The 16,363-nt window shown below is 67.4% G+C and carries 11 protein-coding genes; 6 read left to right on the plus strand and 5 right to left on the minus strand.

Annotation, left to right across the window (positions count from 1 at the left end; all coding sequences use genetic code 11):
* Nucleotides 1–65 precede the first annotated feature (65 nt).
* Together MIC98_RS01060 and MIC98_RS01065 are read right to left on the minus strand one after the other, a co-directional pair.
* A complete protein-coding gene (locus tag MIC98_RS01060) occupies nucleotides 66–590 on the minus strand; it encodes a GNAT family N-acetyltransferase (RefSeq protein ID WP_239734992.1) in 525 nt (174 codons plus the stop codon).
* 162 nt (nucleotides 591–752) lie between these two features.
* Nucleotides 753–2,735: a UvrD-helicase domain-containing protein gene (locus MIC98_RS01065; RefSeq protein WP_239737976.1), complete on the minus strand. Its 1,983-nt coding sequence runs from the start codon at nucleotides 2,733–2,735 to the stop codon at nucleotides 753–755.
* A 76-nt stretch (nucleotides 2,736–2,811) separates the two neighbouring features.
* Between MIC98_RS01065 and MIC98_RS01070 the strand changes: the two genes are divergently transcribed.
* Both MIC98_RS01070 and MIC98_RS01075 read left to right on the plus strand, forming a co-directional pair.
* The gene (locus tag MIC98_RS01070; protein ID WP_239734993.1) at nucleotides 2,812–3,432 is read left to right on the plus strand and encodes a thymidine kinase; all 621 of its coding nucleotides are present in this window, start codon (nucleotides 2,812–2,814) and stop codon (nucleotides 3,430–3,432) included.
* A 74-nt stretch (nucleotides 3,433–3,506) separates the two neighbouring features.
* Nucleotides 3,507–4,211, plus strand: coding sequence for a sel1 repeat family protein (locus MIC98_RS01075; RefSeq protein ID WP_239737979.1), 705 nt, complete (start codon nucleotides 3,507–3,509; stop codon nucleotides 4,209–4,211).
* Between the two features lie 344 nt (nucleotides 4,212–4,555).
* Here the strand turns inward: MIC98_RS01075 and MIC98_RS01080 are convergent, their stop codons facing one another.
* The 3 genes from MIC98_RS01080 to MIC98_RS01090 all read right to left on the minus strand — a co-directional run bounded on the left by MIC98_RS01080 (nucleotide 4,556) and on the right by MIC98_RS01090 (nucleotide 9,529).
* Nucleotides 4,556–5,959, minus strand: a complete 1,404-nt coding sequence (locus MIC98_RS01080; RefSeq protein WP_239737981.1) for a glycoside hydrolase family 30 protein — start codon at nucleotides 5,957–5,959, stop codon at nucleotides 4,556–4,558.
* 64 nt (nucleotides 5,960–6,023) lie between these two features.
* On the minus strand, nucleotides 6,024–7,040 hold the full coding sequence (locus MIC98_RS01085) for a glycoside hydrolase family 16 protein (RefSeq protein ID WP_239734994.1): 1,017 nt from the start codon (nucleotides 7,038–7,040) through the stop codon (nucleotides 6,024–6,026).
* Nucleotides 7,037–9,529 carry a glycoside hydrolase family 3 protein gene (locus MIC98_RS01090; RefSeq protein ID WP_239737982.1) on the minus strand — a complete coding sequence of 831 codons (2,493 nt, stop codon included), beginning with the start codon at nucleotides 9,527–9,529 and terminating at the stop codon, nucleotides 7,037–7,039. The genes MIC98_RS01085 and MIC98_RS01090 overlap by 4 nt, the downstream gene beginning before the upstream one ends.
* 286 nt (nucleotides 9,530–9,815) lie before the next feature.
* Between MIC98_RS01090 and MIC98_RS01095 the strand changes: the two genes are divergently transcribed.
* The 4 genes from MIC98_RS01095 (at nucleotide 9,816) to MIC98_RS01110 (ending at nucleotide 16,242) form a co-directional block, all read left to right on the plus strand.
* Nucleotides 9,816–10,880 (plus strand): LacI family DNA-binding transcriptional regulator, encoded by a 1,065-nt coding sequence (locus tag MIC98_RS01095; RefSeq protein ID WP_083490013.1) that lies wholly within the window; start codon nucleotides 9,816–9,818, stop codon nucleotides 10,878–10,880.
* Nucleotides 10,881–11,263: 383 nt separating this feature from the next.
* Nucleotides 11,264–14,275, plus strand: coding sequence for a TonB-dependent receptor (locus MIC98_RS01100; RefSeq protein WP_239734995.1), 3,012 nt, complete (start codon nucleotides 11,264–11,266; stop codon nucleotides 14,273–14,275).
* A 265-nt stretch (nucleotides 14,276–14,540) separates the two neighbouring features.
* Nucleotides 14,541–15,245, plus strand: coding sequence for a SapC family protein (locus MIC98_RS01105; protein WP_239734996.1), 705 nt, complete (start codon nucleotides 14,541–14,543; stop codon nucleotides 15,243–15,245).
* Nucleotides 15,238–16,242 carry a cupin-like domain-containing protein gene (locus MIC98_RS01110; RefSeq protein WP_239734997.1) on the plus strand — a complete coding sequence of 335 codons (1,005 nt, stop codon included), beginning with the start codon at nucleotides 15,238–15,240 and terminating at the stop codon, nucleotides 16,240–16,242. The genes MIC98_RS01105 and MIC98_RS01110 overlap by 8 nt, the downstream gene beginning before the upstream one ends.
* The last annotated feature ends 121 nt before the right edge of the window (nucleotides 16,243–16,363 follow it).

The raw sequence follows: 16,363 nt of genomic DNA on the forward strand, positions 1-16,363 counted from the left end.
AGGTCGGGGTTACACCCCCGACGCTTGCATCCCGTCACCCCGCGCGTCGGGGACGTAGCCCCGACCTACCGGCTTGTGGGTTTGTTGAGGTAGAGCAGCAGCGTTTCATCCTTGCCGGGCAGGCGGACACTACCGTTGGCACGGAAATCCAGCTTGTGCAGCAGCGCGATCGAACGTGCGTTGCCAGGTGCGACGATCGCGCACAGGCGGCCCAATCCGAGCGTTCCACGCGCATGGGCCAACAATCCGCGCGCCGCTTCCAGCGCATAGCCCTGCCCCGCATGGCGCTCCAGCAGTGCATAGCCGATATCCGGGTGCGGCAACGCGGCGCGATGCACCAGCCCGGCATTGCCCAGCCACGCGCCATCGCCACGCCGCTCGATGGCATACATGCCGTAGCCGTGCCGCTCGTAGCTCACCATCGGGCCATTGCGGATGCACTCGCGCGCCTGTTCCAGCGTGCGGATGCCGCGGTCGCCGATATGGCGGTGGAAGCCCGGCTCGTTGAGCAGCTCCAGCATCGCCGCGGCGTCGCCGTCGTCATCGCGCAGCAGGCGCAGCCGCAGGCGTTCGGTTTCGATCAGCATCATGCGCCTCGTCATCGTTCATCTTCGTGCAGCATCGCACCAGCAAGGGAACGGCGGGGCTGGTGGGTGCCGACCGTTGGTCGGCACATTCGGGCGGGTTGCAGCCAATGCGACACGACCAAGGGTCGTGCCCCACCACCATCCGCGAACCCCACCGTCTCCACCTCAGTCGAACAGCGCCTGTATTGCCGCCAACCCCGCCTTCGCGCGTTCCTGCTTGTGCGCCGCATCGGCCACCGGGTCGGCGCCGTCGCGCTGGATCTCCGCCGCCGGCAGTTCGTCGAAGAAGCGGCTGGGCTTCAGGCGCACGTGCTCGCCGAACTTGCGGGTCAGGCGGCTGTAGCTCATCCACAGTTGAATCTTGGCGCGGGTGATGCCGACATAAAGCAGCCGCCGTTCTTCCTGCAACGTGCCTTCATCGAGGCTGACCTGGTGCGGCAGCACGCCGTCCTCGCAGCCGACGATGAACACATAGGGGAACTCCAGGCCCTTGGACGCATGCAGGGTCATCATCCGCACCTGGTTGCCGCCATCGTCCTTGTCGTTGCGCGAGATCAGCGCCAGCTGCGCGGCCATGTCGGCGGCGCTGGCGCCACGCGGGCCGTTCTCGAACCACGCCGCCAGCTCTTCGAGGTTGTTGGCGCGGCGCTCGTAGCCGGCGGTGTCCTTGGCCTGGTGGCGCAGCTCGGCCAGCAGGCCCGAGTCCTTGGCCACGCGCCGCACCAGGTCGCCGGAGGAACTCTGGCGCATGTCCATGCGCAGCGCGCGCAGGATGTCGGTGAAGCGGCTCAGGCTGTTGGCTGCGCGCGGCGGCAGTTGCGCCAGTGCGCCCATCGTCTCGGCCGCCTGCGCCATCGACATGCCCTTCTCCGACGCCAGTTCGGCCAGCTTGGCCAGGGTGCCGGCGCCGACGTCGCGCTTGGGCGCCTGCACCGCGCGCATGAACGCGGCGTCGTCGTCCGGGTTCACCAGCAGCCGCAGCCACGCCAGCGCGTCCTTCACTTCCTGCCGCTCCAGGAACACGGTGCCGCCGGTGAGGTGGTAGGGCACGCCGACCAGTTGCATGGCCTTTTCCAGCGGCCGGCTCTGGAAGTTGCCGCGGAACAGGATGCAGAAATCGCTCCACGGCACGCGCCGGCTGGTGGCGATAAACTGGATCTCGGCGGCCACCTTTTCCGCCTCGTGCTCGCTGTTGCGGCATTCCCACACGCGGATGCGCTCGCCGTCGGCCTGGTCGGACCACAGTGTCTTCAGGTGCTCGTGCGGGTTGTGCGCAATCAGCGCGTTGGCTGCACGCAGCACGCGATTGGAGCAGCGGTAGTTCTGTTCCAGCTTGATGATCTGCAAGGCCGGGTAGTCGCGGCCCATCTGCTGCAAATTTTCGGGATTCGCGCCGCGCCAGGCGTAGATGCTCTGGTCGTCGTCGCCCACGCAGGTGAAGTTGCCGCGCTCGCCGGCCAGTTGCTTGAGCAGGCGGTATTGCGCGTCGTTGGTGTCCTGGCATTCGTCCACCAGCAGGTAGCCGATGCGCTCGCGCCACGCCAGCGCGATGTCCGGGTTTTCCTCCAGCACCTGCACCGGCAGGCGGATCAGGTCGTCGAAATCCACCGCGTTGAAAGAGGTTAGGCGCGCCTGGTACAGCTCGTAGACCATCGCCGCGTTCTTCTCGCGGCTGCTGCGCGCCGCCGCCATCGCCTGCTCCGGCGAGAGGCCGGCATTCTTGGCGCGCGAGATCAGGTTTTTCATGTCCTCGATGTCGTCGGGCTTTGCGTTGCTGCCGCCGAGCAGGTCCTTGACCTGCGCCGCCGCGTCGTCGGCATCGAAGATCGAGAAGCCGCGCTTCAGCCCCACCGCCGCGTGTTCGATCTGCAGGAACTTCAGGCCCAGCGCGTGGAAGGTGCAGATCGTCACGTCCTCGGCCTGCTCGCCGCGCAGGCGCTTGCCCACGCGCTCGCGCATTTCCTTGGCCGACTTGTTGGTGAAGGTGATCGCGGCGATGCGGCGGGCGGGGTAGCGGCCACTGCCGATCAGGTGGGCGATCTTCTCCACGATCACGCGGGTCTTGCCGCTGCCGGCCCCGGCCAGCACCAGCAGGGGGCCTTCGGTGTGCAGCACCGCCGCGCGTTGGGGGGGGTTGAGGGAGTCCAGCATGGGGTCGGGTCTGTCGCAGGGCGGCAGTGTAAGCCATCGGCCGCGACCGCCGGAGCCCACTGTAAAATGCGTCATGGCCAAGCTCTATTTCTACTATTCGGCGATGAACGCCGGGAAGACCACCACCCTGCTGCAGTCGGCGCACAACTACCGCGAACGCGGCATGCGGGTGGCGATCCTGACCCCGCGGCTGGACCATCGTGCCGGCAGCGGCACCGTCGCCTCGCGGATCGGCCTGCAGGCCGAGGCCACCGCCTTCGACCATGCCACCGACCTGCAGAAACTAATCGAAGGCGACATCGCCACGCATGGCAGGCTCGGCTGCGTGCTGGTGGACGAGGCGCAGTTCCTGAGCAAGGCGCAGGTATGGCAGTTGAGCGAGGTGGTCGATCAACTGCGCATCCCGGTGCTGTGCTACGGGCTGCGTACCGATTTCCGCGGCGAGCTGTTCGAGGGCAGCCAGTACCTGCTGGCGTGGGCCGACGAGATGCAGGAGATCAAGACCATCTGCCACAGCGGCAAGAAGGCGACGATGACCGTGCGCGTGGACGAAAACGGCTTCGCCGTGCAGGACGGGCCGCAGGTGGAGATCGGCGGCAACGAGCGCTACGTGTCGGTCAGCCGCGCCGAGTTCAAGAAGATCACCCACGGCGAGGGCCGCATCGAGCCGATGCAGGCGCCGTTGCCGCTGTGATGGCACCAGGATTCACATTGTGCTGCCCGCCATCTAATCTTGTCGTTACCTCCCGGGGATATCCGAAGTTGAACGTGTATCTACGCCTGTTGCCTCTGCTATTCCTGCCCCTGTGTCTACCGACGCTGGCCGCCGATGGTCCTGTCGAGGACGACAACGCACTGATTGGTGCCGGCTTCCTCGATAGCCATCCGGACATGATGTACCGGCAATGGGGAGTGGATGCGCTTCACCGTGGCAAGGCCGACAAGGCGATGGAGAATTTTCGTCTGGCCGCACGTTATGCCGACAAGCCTGCACAGGGATATCTGGCAGAAATGTACTGGTTTGGCGTCGAGCGTCCGGCCGACAAGATAATGGCATTTGCATGGATGGATGTGGCTGCCGAACGTGGCTATCCACTCTTCATGGAGTTACGCGACCAATACTGGGCGGCCCTCCCACTGGAGCAGCAAGAAGTTGCACGAGCGCAGGCACGACAACTTGCCGCCGAATATGGGGATGCAGTAGCCAAGCCACGTATTGCTGCGGTGCTTCTCCGGGGTCAAAGAGCAATGACCGGCAGCCGGACCGGTTCCATGTCCAACAACGTCGACATTACCTACTTCGAGGGCGGCACAAGCCGGACAATCAAGGCCGACCGCCTATACGACAAGAAGTACTGGGATCCCGAGCTCTACCAACGGTGGCAGGACGAAACATGGATGAAAGTACGGCGCGGCACGGTGAAAGTAGGTGCCCCGACCACGTCACTCCCATCGGCTACAGACGATCCCTGACTTGGGGAATGCATTCCGTCGTACTCGCATAAACATATCCATGCCGTTAGTAATTACGTCATCGACGATACCGTTACTGCCGTCATGTAGCCGTAGCTCAGGTCCAGGCAGCAATTGACCACCATGTAGGTGGCATTACTGGCAGGTCAGCAATTGGCAAGCATCTGCATCATCGTTGTAAACGTAAGACTGCTTCCGTGAGCTGTCTGCTCAAGGAAAATGGCTCACGTAGTTGGCGAACATGCCGATCCTGGTTGTTTGACCCGACATGCAGGGGCGTAATCCGGCAGCGGCATGTCGTAGTTGGCCAGCAAGCGGTCAGGTGGTCATTTCGGCCCGCCCCATCAACGCAGCAGCGTCTGGATGCCGTGCGCGGGAATGGTGATCCGGGTCGAGGCGGTTCCCACGTAATAGTTGTACGTGATCGGCTGCCCGGTTGGGTTCATCACCACCGTCGCCAGCGTGCCGTCCGCATTGACGAAGGCGGTCGCCAACAGGTTGCTGCGGCTGCTGGCCGCGCTCACGCGCTGCGCGCCCGGGCGCAGGAACTTCGAGAAATGGCCGATGTACCAGTAGCTCGGGGTGTAGACCAGCTCGCCGCTGCGGGTGTCGGCATGGACCGGCGAGAAGCAGTAGTTGCCGACGTGGTTCGGGCCGCCGGTTTCGTCGAGCAGCATGTTCCAGTCGATCCAGGCCGACGCGCCGTTGTTGAGGTCGTGGATGATGGACGTGCCGTAGCGCTCGCCGTTGGCCCAGCGCTGCACCTGCGACCAGTCGAACTTCTCCACCGTCGCTTCGGTCAGTAACAGCACCTTGTCCGGCCATGCGTCATGCACGCGCGCCACGTTGTCGAACATGGGCTCGAAGCCGGCCCAGGTTTCGTACCAGTGGAAGCCCATGCCCCAGGCGTACTGTGCCGCCTCCGGGTCACCGAAGATCACGTTGGCACGGTGGACCATCATGTCGCGGTTGTGGTCCCACACGACGATTTTGGTGTCGGCATGCTTGCTGTTCCTGATCGTCGGGCCGAGATGGTTCTTGAGGAAGTCGCGCTCCTCCTCGGCGGTGAACAGCATCGACTCCCACGTCTGCTTGGCCATCGGCTCGTTCTGCAGGCTGATCGCCCAGACCGGGATGCCCTCGGCCTGGTAGGCGTCGAGGAACTTGACGTAGTACTTCGCCCACGCGTCCGCGTACTGCGGCAGCAGCTTGCCGCCGTGGAGCATGTCCTTGCTGTCCTTCATGAACGCCGGCGCGCTCCACGGGCTGGCCATCAGCGGCAGCGTGCCGCCTGCCGCCGCGATCGCGCGCTTGATCATCGGGATGCGGTACCTGCGGTCATGCTCGACGGAAAAGCTGGCGAGCGACGCATCGCCTTCGGCGATGTAGGTGTAGCTGCCGCTGCTGAAATCCGAGCTGTGGATGGTGGTGCGCGCCAGCGTGTAGCCGATGCCCTGCTCGGGATCGTAATAGGCGCGCAGCAGCTCCGCCTGGCGCGCGTCGTCCAGCTTGGCGAAGGTTTCGGCGGTGGCGTCGGTGATGGCCCCGCCGATGCCGAGGAATGTCTGGAAACGGCGGCCCGGTTCGACGAACACCGAGTTTTCCACTTCGGTCAACGCATGGCCTTCGGACAGCGCCGCCACCTGGCTGCGGACCATTTGCCGCGTCGCGCCCTGCGCGGTGGTGTACACGACCACCGCCTCGCCGGTCCGGTCCAGTCGGTCCCCGGCCTGCGCGGGCAACGCCATCGCCAGCAGGGACATCATCAGCATGGTTTTCATCTTGGCTCCTCGTGCGGGGCAAGCCTCGCATCTACGGTTTCGGTGTTTCGGGAATCACCTGCTTCGCCGCCGGGTCGCGGGTGGCGCAACCGCTGCCGTCCGCATGGCCGGCGGTGCAGCGGTAGACGCGCACATAGTCCACCCGCATCGTCTGCGGGTAGGCGCGCGGGTCGATGCCGGTGGCGTTGACCGTGCCGGCCCAGTCGCCGCCGACGGCGAGGTTGAGCAGCAGGTGGAACTTCGAGGCGACGTCGAACGGGGCGCCGGGCGGGGCGTCGATCCAGTTGCCCTGCGCGTCCTGCCGCTGCGAATACCAGTGTCCGGCGTGCTGGCTGGCGTAGTGCACGCCATCGACGTACCAGCGGATCTCGTCCTGCTCCCATTCCAGCGCGTAGACGTGGAAATCGTCGGCCGGGTTGGCGCCATCGGGCAATGCGTACCACGTGCCGGCATGCACGTTGCCGGGTGGTCGGCGACCGTAGTGCAACGTGCCGTGCACCCGCGTTTCCGGGGTGCCGGGGGCGGCGCCGGACATGTCCGAAGGGGAGCCCAGATTCACCGCTTCCATGATGTCGATCTCGCCGGAAGCGGCCCAGCCGCCGTAGGGCGAACCGGTGGGCAGCATCCAGATGGCCGGCCAGCTGCCCTGCCCGGCCGGCAGCTTGGCACGGATCTCGAAGCGGCCGAACGTCCACGCCTGCCGGCCCTTGGTGCGCAGCCGCGCCGAGGTGTACGGCAGCGTGGCGGTGGCATCGCCACGGCCGTCCGGCGACGCTGGCCCGGCCCAGTCCTCGCGGCGGGCGGCGATGTGCAGCAGGCCGTCGGCGAGCCAGGCGTTGGCGCCCGGTTCGCGGTCGCGGCGCGGGGTATAGCACTGCCGTTCGTGGTTGCCGCCGCCCCAGCAGTTGTCCTCCAGCTCCCATTTCGCCGGGTCGATGCTGGTGCCGTCGAACTCGTCCTGCCAGACCAGCTCCCAACCCGTTGGCGACGCCTGCGCACCGCCAACGGACAGGAGGGCCGCCGCCAGCAGCAGCGGCCGCGGGATCACGGCGCCGGGCACTCGACCTTGCGCTCGTAGTCGGTGCCGATGCTCACCTTGGCCAGCGACAGGCGCAGGCCGTCGCTGCCGCGCAGGGCGAACGGCATGTCCAGCTTGCCGGTGTCGATGCCGGCGCCGCGCAGGCACTTGAGCGGCACGCCCAGCCGCGCCCATTCGCCGCGCGGCAGTTGCGCCAGCGCCTCGCCGATGGCCAGTTCGCCGCGGCAGCCTTCGCCGCAGCTGGCGACGTAGCCCACCTGCGCGCCGGCCGGCAATGCATCGACCCGCACGTTGGCGATCACCAGCACGTCGCCGTTGGTTTCGCGCACCAGGTCCAGCGGCGTGTTCGAGCGCAACTCGACGACGCCTGCGCCCTTGAAGTCGAACTGGCGCGCGCCTTCCTGCACCTCGGTGTTGACCGCGGCCATCGTCACCGAACCATCGGTGGTGACGACGTTGGGATGCACGACGTCCATCGCCTCGCCGTCGGCGCCGGTCAGGCGCAGGGTCAGGCCGGTGGTGGCCACGCCGCGGTCGAACCAGGTGCTGGTGCGCGAGGCATTGGGGTCGATGCCCGGGTCTTCGGACAGCGCCGGCAGGTTGCCGTCGTCGGCATAGGTCAGGCCGTAGCCGTAGGCGAACTGCGGGTCGTAGTCCTTCTGGCCGACGTTGTTGGCGTACTGGTCGGCGCGGCGCGGCCAGGAGAAGCTCAGCTTGCCGTGGAAGTCGTGCTGCACGCTGCCGTCGGGCTTGCGCAGCAGTACGTCGGCGACGCCGGCGCCTTCAGAACCGGGCAGCCATGCGGCGACGAAGGCGTCGGCGGCGTTGATCTCGCGGTTCATCCACAACGGGCGGCCGCTGAGGAACACCGCCACCACCGGGATGCCGTCGGCCTTGAGCCTGCGGAGCAGTTCGAGGTCGCCGGACTTGCCGCCCTTGAACATCAGGTCGGGCAGGTCGCCCTGGAACTCGGCGTAGGGTTCCTCGCCGAACACCACCACCGCCACGTCCGGCTTGCTCTTGTAGGCGCCATCGACGGCCAGTTCGGCCTTGCCGCCGGCCGCTTCCACCTGTGCCTTCATGCCGTCCCAGATGGTGTCGGCATTGGGGAAGTCGGCGCGCTTGGTGCCGTCGCCCTGCCAGGTCAGGGTCCAGCCGCCGGCCTGCTTGGCCATGTTGTCGGCGCCGTCGCCGGCCACCAGCACATGCTGCTTCGGCGCCAGCGGCAGCACGCCACCCTGGTTCTTCAGCAGCACCAGCGATTCGCGCACCGCCTGCCGCGCCACCGCGCGGTGTTCCGGCGCGCCCAGCAGCTCGAACTTGCCGCCCAGTGCGCGCGCCGAGGGCCGGGGCTTCTCGAACAGGCCCATGCGGAACTTGGCGCGCAGGATGCGGCGCACCGCGTCGTCCAGCCGCGCCATCGGCAACGTCCCGTCCTTGGCGTGGGCCAGGGTGCTTTCGTACATGCCCTTCCAGCTGTCCGGCGCCATCGCCATGTCCAGCCCGGCGATGTAGGTCTGCGCGCAGTCGGTGTTGCTGCAGCCCTTGACCTGGCCGTGGCCGTTCCAGTCGCCGACGACGAAGCCGCCGAAGTGCATGCGTTCTTTGAGCACGTCGGTCAGCAGCGGCTTGTGGCCGTGCATCTTCTCGCCGTGGAAGCTGTTGAACGAGGCCATCACCGACTGCGCACCGGCGGCGACCGCCGGCACGTAGCCGGCGGCGTGGATGTCGCGCAGCTGCGCTTCGCTGACCGTGGTGTCGCCCTGGTCCTTGCCGTTGTCGGTGCCGCCGTCGCCGAGGAAGTGCTTGACCGTGGTCATCACGTGGTGGTCGTCGAGGAAATCCGGCGCGCCGGCCTTGCCTTGCAGCCCTTCCACGAACACGCCGGCGTAGCTGGCCACCAGCGCCGGATCCTCCGAATAGCCTTCGTAGGCACGGCCCCAGCGGTCGTCCTGCGGCACCGCCACGGTCGGCGCGAAGGTCCATTCCATGCCGGTGGTGCGGGTTTCGATGGCGGTGATGCGGGCGATCTCGCGCAGCAGCTCCGGGTCGCGGGTGGCGCCGAGGCCGACGTTGTGCGGGAACAGGGTGGCGCCGACCACGTTGCTCTGGCCGTGCATGGCGTCGATGCCCCAGATGATCGGGATCGCCTTGCCGCCGCCGCGGGTATCCATCGACGCTTCCCAGAACGCGTCGGCCAGCGCCAGCCAGTCCTTGGGCGGGGCGTTGTACCTGCCGCCGGGGTCGGAGCCGCCGCCGGCCAGGATCGAGCCGAGCCGGTACTTGCGCACGTCATCGGGAGTGATGCTGGCGATGTCGCCCTGCACGATCTGGCCGACCTTTTCTTCCAGCGTCATCGTGGCCATCAGTGCATCGATGCGCCGCTCCAGTGCCGGGTCCGCGGCCAGCGGCCACGCCGGTTGCGGCCAGTGCACCGGATCGATCGAACCGACGCCGGCTTCGGCGGCGGAAACGGGCGGCGGAGCGAGAGCCGGCATGCAGGCCAGTGCCAGCGCGGCGCACAGCGAAAGCGGGCGCAGGCGGCGGCCGGGGACGGACGGGCGGGGGTGCGGGAGGCGAGGCTTCATGGGCGACGGGCTTCCTGGACGGGAGGACGGGAAATGCACGATTTTGTGCAGGACACCATGACAGCGTTGTCAGGCAGCAGGCAGAATAGCGCCAGTCCGCCACGATGGCTTGCTGCACAGCGGCATGCCGCATGCGGATAGAGTTGCACCTGTATCCAGGTGCGATGGCACGGGCCTGGCGGGAACCGGAAACGACATGACTGGCAAGAATCGGGCGGTGGCTGAACCCACGCAAGCATCGGCAGGCAAGGCCGGGCGCGTGCGCATCGAGGACGTGGCGGCAATGGCCGGTGTATCGATGAAGACCGTCTCGCGGGTGCTCAACCACGAGCCCAACGTGTCCGAGCGTACCCGCAAGCTGGTCGAGGCGGCGGTGGAGAAGCTGCGCTACCGCCCGTTGCCCTCGGCGCGGACGCTGGCCGGGCGGCGCTCGTACCTGGTGGCGATGCTGTTCGACAACCCCTCCTCCAACTACCTGATGGAGATCGAGCTGGGCGTGCTCGACGCCTGCCAGGCGCAGCACTACAACCTGATGCTGGCGCCGCTGGTCTACGACGCCGGCGACATCGTGGACAAGGTCGAGTCGCTGATCATGCAGTCGCAGCTGGATGGCATCGTGCTCACCCCGCCGCTCACCGACGACACCGCGCTGCTGGAACGGCTCGTCGCCTTGGGCATTCCCCATTCGAGCATCTCGGCCAAGGAACAGAACCGCCACGTCGGCGTGGTCGTCGACGAGATCGGCGCGGTCTGCGCGCTGATGGCGCACCTGGCCTCGCTCGGCCACACCCGCATCGCCCACATCAAGGGCCACGCCGCGCACGGCGCCAGCATGTGGCGCCTGGCCGGCTACCGCGAGGGCCTGCGCCGCGCCGGGCTGCGCTACGACGGCTCGCTGGTGATCGACGGCGAGTTCTCCTACGAATCGGGCTACGCCGGCGCCAACCTCCTGCTGGACCTGCCCGAGCGGCCCACCGCCATCTTCGCCGCCAACGACGACATGGCCGCCGGCGTCATCAGCGCCGTCTGCGAGCGCGGCCTCTCCGTGCCGGGCGACGTCTCGGTCTGCGGCTTCGACGACACGCCGATCTCCCGCCAGATCTACCCGGCGATGACCACGGTGCGGCAGCCCACGCGCGAGATGGGTCGGCTCGCGGGGCTGGAACTGATAAAGGAAATCCGCGAGATGGGCAGCGGCGGCGTGGTCGACGTGCTCTATACGCTGCAGGTCCGCCGCTCCACCGGCCCGGCACCCGCCTGAGTCCACCACGGCACGAGGCCTGCCCTGCCTTCGTCCTTGCCGACCCTACCGCCCCCGTAGGTGCCGGGCTTGCCCGGCACGGGCTTCCCCGGTAACGCCCCATGCGGGTCGGACGGCCCGCACCGCAATTGCTTCCGCTGTCATGCCGCCGCACCCGGCGCCGATTCATCCTGCTGCGTCGCAAAAACAGCATTTTTCTTTATTTTCAATAACTTGAATAGTTGCAGGTGCTATCCATCCAGCCAATTTTGACAACGCTGTCAAATTGCATTCCAATCCAACCGCCAGCCGCCACCGGCTGGGCTTCATCGAAAACACGACATCGAAAAACACAACTTCAAAGAACCACTGAATCCATTTGAATTCCCGGGGAGGGAAAATTCATGAGTCAGTCACGTGTTGCGCCGAAACGGCGTTTGTTGACCTCCGCGCTGCTGCTTGCATTCGCTTCGCCCGTCCTGGCCCAGGACGCGGCGGGCGACCAGGCCGGCGCGTCCGAGCCCCAGGCCACCGACCTGGACACCATCGTCGTCACCGGCATCCGCAGCAGCCTGCAGTCGTCGATGAACCTCAAGCGCGATGCCACCGGCGTCGTCGACGGCATCGTCTCCGAGGACATCGGCAAGTTCCCCGACACCAACCTGGCCGAGTCGCTGCAGCGCATCTCCGGCGTGTCGATCGACCGTGACAACGGCGAAGGCTCGAAGGTGACGGTGCGCGGCATCGGCCCCGACTTCAACCTGGTGCTGCTCAACGGCCGGCAGATGCCCACCGTCACCGGCGGCCGCGCGTTCGACTTCGGCAACCTCGCCTCCGAGGCGGTCTCGGCGGTGGAGGTCTACAAGACCAGCCGCGCCGACGCGCCGGCCGGTGGCCTCGGCGCCACCATCAACATCAAGACCGCGCGGCCGCTGGACAACCCCGGCACCCGCGCCAGCGTCGGCATGAAGGGCGTGTGGGACACCTCCGACGACGACCTGCCCAAGCACCTGCGCGGCGATACGGTGACCCCGGAACTGTCGGGCATCTTCAGCACCACCTCGGCCGACGGCCGCTTCGGCGTGGCGGTCAGCGCCAGCTACCAGGAGCGCGAGTCCGGCTCGGCCTCGGCCAGCGTGCCGGGCGGCTGGCGCTCGTTCATCGACACCCCGCGCGCCGACGGCGAAGGCAGCGGTTCCAACCTGCCGCTGCCGGGTGCCCCCGGTTCGGAGAACGTGGTCAACCGCCCCGGCCCGAACGACGTCTACGCGCTGCCGCAGAACCTGCAGTACACGATCAACCGCTTCCAGCGCCAGCGCACCAACGGCCAGGTGACCCTGCAATGGGCGCCGACCGACAACCTGACCACCACGCTGGACTACACCTACGCGCAGAACAAGGTGCAGGCGCAGTCCAACAACATGTCGGTGTGGCAGAACTACACCCCCGACGCGACCTCGTGGACCGACGCGCCGGGCTCCTCGCCGCTGACCTACCACGAGTCCTACCCGTGGGTCACCGACTTCGCCAACGGCGCGTCGGACACCGCCAACCGCTTCAAGAGCGATTCGCTGGGCCTGAACGTGGAATGGGCCGTGCGCGACAACTTCGACCTGGCGCTGGACTACCACCACTCCAAGGCCACCAGCTCGCCTGACAGTCCCTACGGCAACAACAACGTGCTGGCCGCCGCGGGCTTCTTCCGCACCGGCAACAGCATGGACTTCAGCGGCAAGTTCCCGATCCTCAACATCGAGTTCGCCGACGGCCTGACCCAGCCCGACCCATCGAAGATGATGATCGCCGGCTCGATCTTCGACGCCAATTACCAGCGCGCCGAGGTCGACCAGCTGCAGGCCAGCGGTGAATTCCGCTTCGAGAACTACTCCAAGCTGAACTTCGGCCTGGCCACCACCGACTACAAGAACCATTCGTACGGCAGCCACGTGCAGCTGGACACCTGGGGCGGCGCCACCAATGCCGGCGACTATCCGGACGAAGTGTGGCCGCTATACAACCTGGGCAACTTCTTCAAGAGCTTCTCGGGCCACAACGACCCGAACTTCACCGACGGCATCTTCATGTACGACTTCGCCACGCTGCACCAGCTGGCGACCCAAGCGTGGGTGAACGCCGGCCGCGGCGTGGCCGCCGACTACCTGCCGGCCTGGGACACCAGCTTCGCCGGCACCCAGGTGCCGGGCAGCGTCGAGCCGACCCGCACCAACTACGACAGCCGCGTCCGCGAGAAGTCCAAGAGCCTGTACCTGCAGTGGAGCAACACCTTCGACTGGGGCCTGCCGGTGGACATCGCCGCGGGCGTGCGCTGGGAGAAGACCGAGGTCGAGGCCACCGCGCAGCAGCCGGCGCCGGCCGGCATCCGCTGGATCTCGGAGAACGAGTTCGTCGTCGCCTATTCGGGCTCGGAGTTCCGCACCCTGGGCGGCAAGTACGACTACTTCCTGCCCAACCTGGACATGGCCGTCGAGCTCAACGACAGCATGAAGCTGCGCGCCAGCTACGGCGAGACCATCGGCCGCCCGCAATGGGGTGACATGAACCCTGCCGCCCGCGTCGCCGACCAGGCCCGCTTCGACTTCGGCTCCGGCGGTGCCGGCGACCCGGCACTGAAGCCGCTGGAATCGCGCAACATCGACCTGTCCTTCGAGTGGTACTACAGCGACGCCAGCTACCTGTCGGTGGGCTACTTCCACAAGAAGATCGACAACTTCATCGCCACCCAGACCACTACCCAGTCGCCGTATCCGGACCTGCACACGCCGGCCGGCGGCGCCTATTGGAACGCGGCGATCTCGGGCGGCTGCGCGGCCACCAACCGCGTCTGCATCCGCGACTACATCTTCGCCAACTTCGACGGCCAGCCCGGCGTGGACGCGGCGTCGGGGACCATCAGCGGCCTGGACAGCGACCCGGTGCTGCAGGTCAAGATGAGCGTGCCGGTCAACAACCGTTCCGATTCGCTGGACGGCTGGGAGTTCAACATCCAGCACATGTTCGGCGAGAGCGGCTTCGGCCTGGCGGCCAACTACACGATGGTCGATTCGGGCCTGACCTACGACGTGGCGTCGCTGGACACCCAGTTCGCCATGACCGGCCTGAGCGACACCGCCAACTTCGTCGCGTTCTACGACAAGGGCCCGTGGCAGGTGCGCGCGGCCTACAACTGGCGCGACAAGTTCCTGGCCGGGCTGGGCACCACGCCCACCTACGTGGAGGCCTACGGCCAGGTGGACATGAACGTCAGCTACCAGGTCACCGACAACCTCACGCTGTCGCTGGAAGGCATCAACCTCACCGACTCCTACTTCAGGAGCCGCGGTCGCAACTCGCACCAGCTGCACAACATCACCCAGCTGGGGCCGCGCTACATGTTCGGCCTGCGCTACAAGTTCTGACCGGCCATCTCGTGGCAACCTGCCGCCGTGTCCCTCCCGGCACGGCGGCGGCATCGGGCCGCCGAACGCTCTCCTTCGGCGGCCCGGTTTTTTTCGGGCAAGATGGCATCCGCCCTTCCTTCCCCGCCCGCATGGGCACGAGTGCATGGGCGAAGCCTCGCGCGATCGAACATCGCGAGGCTTCGCCCCTGCCCTCGCCTCTTCTTCCGCAAGGAGAGGCGCTTGCAGGTCCAAGTCCCGACACCTATCCGGTGGCACCACCGCAATGTCCAATCCCGTCCTGCTCAACAACATCGACCATGCCGACCTGCGGGTGATCACCACGCGTGGCGCGGCCTGGGGCGACGACGTCGCCGCGGTGCCGACCTTCCCCGGCGAGTTCCGCGAACTGCAGGCCTACTACCCCATCGCCTTCGACAGGAGCGGCGACGGCCAGGTGCAGCCGCTGGTGCTGCTGGGCCTGCGACAGAACCAGAACCTGTACCTGGACGGCGAGCGCTGGGACGCTCCCTGCCTGCCGCTGGCGATCGCACGGCAACCGTTCTTCATCGGCGTCGCCGACGGCGAACCGATGGTCCACATCGACCTGGACCACCCCCGGGTCAGCCGCGACCCGGCGCTCGGCCAGCCGCTGTTCCTCGAATTCGGCGGCACCACCCCATTCCTGCAGCACATGGCCTCGCTGCTGCACAGCCTGCACGACGGCATGGCCGGCAACGCCGGCTTCGGCCAGGCACTGCTGCGGCACGAGCTGCTGGAGCCGTTCACGCTCGACGTGCAGCTCGACGACGGCTCCCGCCACCGCCTCGGCGGCCTGCACACCATCGCCGAGGAACGCCTGCGCCAGCTCGACGGCGACGCGCTGGCGGAACTGGCGCGCAGCGGCCACCTGGAAGCGATCCACATGGCGATGGCCTCGCTGTCGCAGCTGCGCGGGCTGATCGAACGGGCCAACCGCCGCCATGCCTGAGGCCGCCGCCCCGATCGAGGAAGTCGCCGGCATCGACCCGGCCGCCTTGCCCGAGGCGTTGCTGCGCCGCGACCAGCCCTGCGTCCTGCGCGGGCTGACCGCGCACTGGCCGATCAGCCGGGCCGGCGCCGCTTCGGCCTCGGAGGCCATCGCCTACCTGCAGCGCTTCGCCAGCGCCGCACCGGCAATGGTGACCCTGGCCCCGCCCGAATGCGGCGGCCGCATCTTCTACCGCGACGACATGCTCGGGCTGGGCTTCCGCCACGAACGCGCGTCGCTGGCGGCGCTGCTGGACCGGCTGCAGCGGCCCGGCGACGGGACCACGCTGTACATGGGCTCGGTGGCCGTCGATGCCTGCCTGCCCGGCTTCCGCGCCGACAACGACCTGGGCTTCGGCGAGCTGCAGCCGCTGGCCAGCGCCTGGGTCGGCAACCGCACCCGCATCCCGACCCACCAGGACCTGCCGGACAACATCGCCTGCGTGGTCGCCGGCCACCGTCGGGTCACCCTGTTCCCGCCGCAGCAACTGCCCAACCTCTACGTCGGCCCGCTGGAGCTGACCCCGGCCGGGCAGCCGGTGAGCCTGGTCGACCCGGCCGCGCCGGACCTGGCGCGTTTCCCGCGCTACGCCGAGGCGATGCGCCATGCCCGCGTGGCCGAGCTGGCACCGGGCGACGCGGTGCTGATCCCGAGCATGTGGTGGCACCACATGGAGGCGCTGGACGACTTCAACGTGCTGGTCAACTACTGGTGGCGGCAGTCGCCGGCCTGGATGGACACGCCGATGAACGCGCTGATGGCCGCGATCCTGAGCGTGCGCGACCTGCCGCCGGCGCAACGCGAAATCTGGTGCGGCATCTTCGACCACTACGTGTTCGACGCCGACGCGGATACCGCCGCGCACATCCCCGAAGCCGCGCGCGGCATGCTCGGCGACATCGACCAGCGCCTGGCCCGCGAACTGCGCGCGCGCCTGTTGCAGCGCCTGAACCGCTGATCCGCAACAGGATGCGGGGAATGCCCCGTGCGGGGCAAGCCCCGCACCTACGCGGCGCGGCAACCCTTCCAGATGAATGCGAAAGGCCCGGCATTGCCGGGCCTTTCGTTTCGTTCAATGC

Source organism: Stenotrophomonas sp. NLF4-10, from assembly GCF_022359915.1.
GTDB classification, from domain to species: domain Bacteria; phylum Pseudomonadota; class Gammaproteobacteria; order Xanthomonadales; family Xanthomonadaceae; genus Stenotrophomonas; species Stenotrophomonas daejeonensis.

Excerpts from the sequence above, each read along its gene's own strand:
- MIC98_RS01060 (WP_239734992.1), bottom strand. The coding sequence starts at position 590 with ATGATGCTGATCGAAACCGAACGCCTGCGGCTGCGCCTGCTGCGCGAT.
- MIC98_RS01070 (WP_239734993.1), top strand. The coding sequence starts at position 2,812 with ATGGCCAAGCTCTATTTCTACTATTCGGCGATGAACGCCGGGAAGACC.
- MIC98_RS01080 (WP_239737981.1), bottom strand. The coding sequence starts at position 5,959 with ATGGCGTTGCCCGCGCAGGCCGGGGACCGACTGGACCGGACCGGCGAG.
- MIC98_RS01090 (WP_239737982.1), bottom strand. The coding sequence starts at position 9,529 with ATGCCGGCTCTCGCTCCGCCGCCCGTTTCCGCCGCCGAAGCCGGCGTC.
- MIC98_RS01095 (WP_083490013.1), top strand. The coding sequence starts at position 9,816 with ATGACTGGCAAGAATCGGGCGGTGGCTGAACCCACGCAAGCATCGGCA.
- MIC98_RS01100 (WP_239734995.1), top strand. The coding sequence starts at position 11,264 with ATGAGTCAGTCACGTGTTGCGCCGAAACGGCGTTTGTTGACCTCCGCG.
- MIC98_RS01105 (WP_239734996.1), top strand. The coding sequence starts at position 14,541 with ATGTCCAATCCCGTCCTGCTCAACAACATCGACCATGCCGACCTGCGG.
- MIC98_RS01110 (WP_239734997.1), top strand. The coding sequence starts at position 15,238 with ATGCCTGAGGCCGCCGCCCCGATCGAGGAAGTCGCCGGCATCGACCCG.